Below are 1,274 nucleotides of genomic sequence, written 5' to 3'. Positions count from 1 at the left end.
ACCGCTGCCGCCTCCCGTGCCGCCCGGGATCAGGCCGCCCAGCAGGCCGTCGACCAGTTCACCGATGCCGCCTTCACCCAGGCCGCTGCCCAGGCCGGCAATCAGGCCGTTGAGGGTTCCGATCACGGGCTGCAGTGCCTGGCCATCGACCTGGGTCAGGCCGTTGACCAGCTCGGTCAGCACGCCCAGGGGGCCGCCTTCCACGCTGGTCAGGCCTTCCAGCAGGCCGGTGACGACCGAGGCCGTTCCATCGGTGGGATTGGCCAGCGCGTCCAGCAGTTGGCCCACAGGGGCTGCGACGGTGCCGCCGAGCAGGCCGTCCACCACGTCCTGGACCGTGGTGACCAGGCCTTCTCCCGTGCCGCCACCCGTGCCGCCGCCGGGCACCAATCCACCCAGCAGGCTGCCGACCAGTCCGCCGAGCCCATCTTCGCCCAGGCCGTTGCCCAGGCCGGCAATCAGCTCGTTGAGCGTGCCGATCACCGGGGCCAGGCCTTCGCCGTCCACCTGGGTGAGGCCGTTGACCAGTTCGGTCAGCACACCCAGGGGGCCGCCCTCGACATTGGTCAGGTTCTCCAGCGCGCCGGTCACGGTGGACAGCAGTCCGTCCGTGGGGTTGGCCAGGGCATCCAGCAACTGGCCCACAGGCGCTGCCACCGTGCCGCCCAGCAGGCCGTCCACGACGTCCTGCACGGACGTGACCACCCCGCTGTCAGGCGTGCCGGGCGGGTTGCCCGTTCCGCCGCCCACCAGGCCGCCCAGCAGGCCACCCACGCCGGCGAGCAGGCCGCCCAGCGCACCGTCTTCGTCGAGCAGGCCGCCGAGCACGTTGTCCACTACCGTGCCGATGGAGCCGCCGGAGCCCGCTTCATCCAGGCCCTTGAGCAGCTCATTGAGCGTGCTGATCAGGGGCTCCAGGCCCTGGTTCTGGATGTTGACCAGGCCGTCCACCAGCTCGGTGAGCACGCCCAGCGGCCCGCCATTGGTGCTGGTCAGGCTCTCCAGCAGGCCTGTCACCCCGGACAGCGTGCCGCTGCCGGGATTGACCAGCGTATCGATCAGGTTGCCCACCGGGCCGGCGACCGTGCCACCGGACAGCGCACCCACCACGTCCTGCACGGAGGTGATCAGGCCGTGGCCGTCCGTGGGATCCGTCGGATTGGTGGGGTCCGTGGGATTGGTCGGATTGGTCGGATTGGTCGGGTTCGTCGGGTCCGTGGGATTGGTGGGGTTGGTCGGGTTGGTGGGATCCGTGGGGTTGGTCGGATTGGTGG

1 pseudogene is annotated in these 1,274 nt (G+C 70.6%); it reads right to left on the bottom strand.

The annotated features are described in order from the left end of the window. Positions 1 to 1,274: pseudogene (locus ACF8NF_RS08125) on the bottom strand (hypothetical protein); the annotation flags it as partial.

The sequence above is a fragment of the Delftia sp. WSY_22 genome, from assembly GCF_043104185.1.
Lineage (GTDB): Bacteria > Pseudomonadota > Gammaproteobacteria > Burkholderiales > Burkholderiaceae_C > Comamonas > Comamonas tsuruhatensis.
This window is presented reverse-complemented; position numbering and strand designations above follow the sequence as displayed.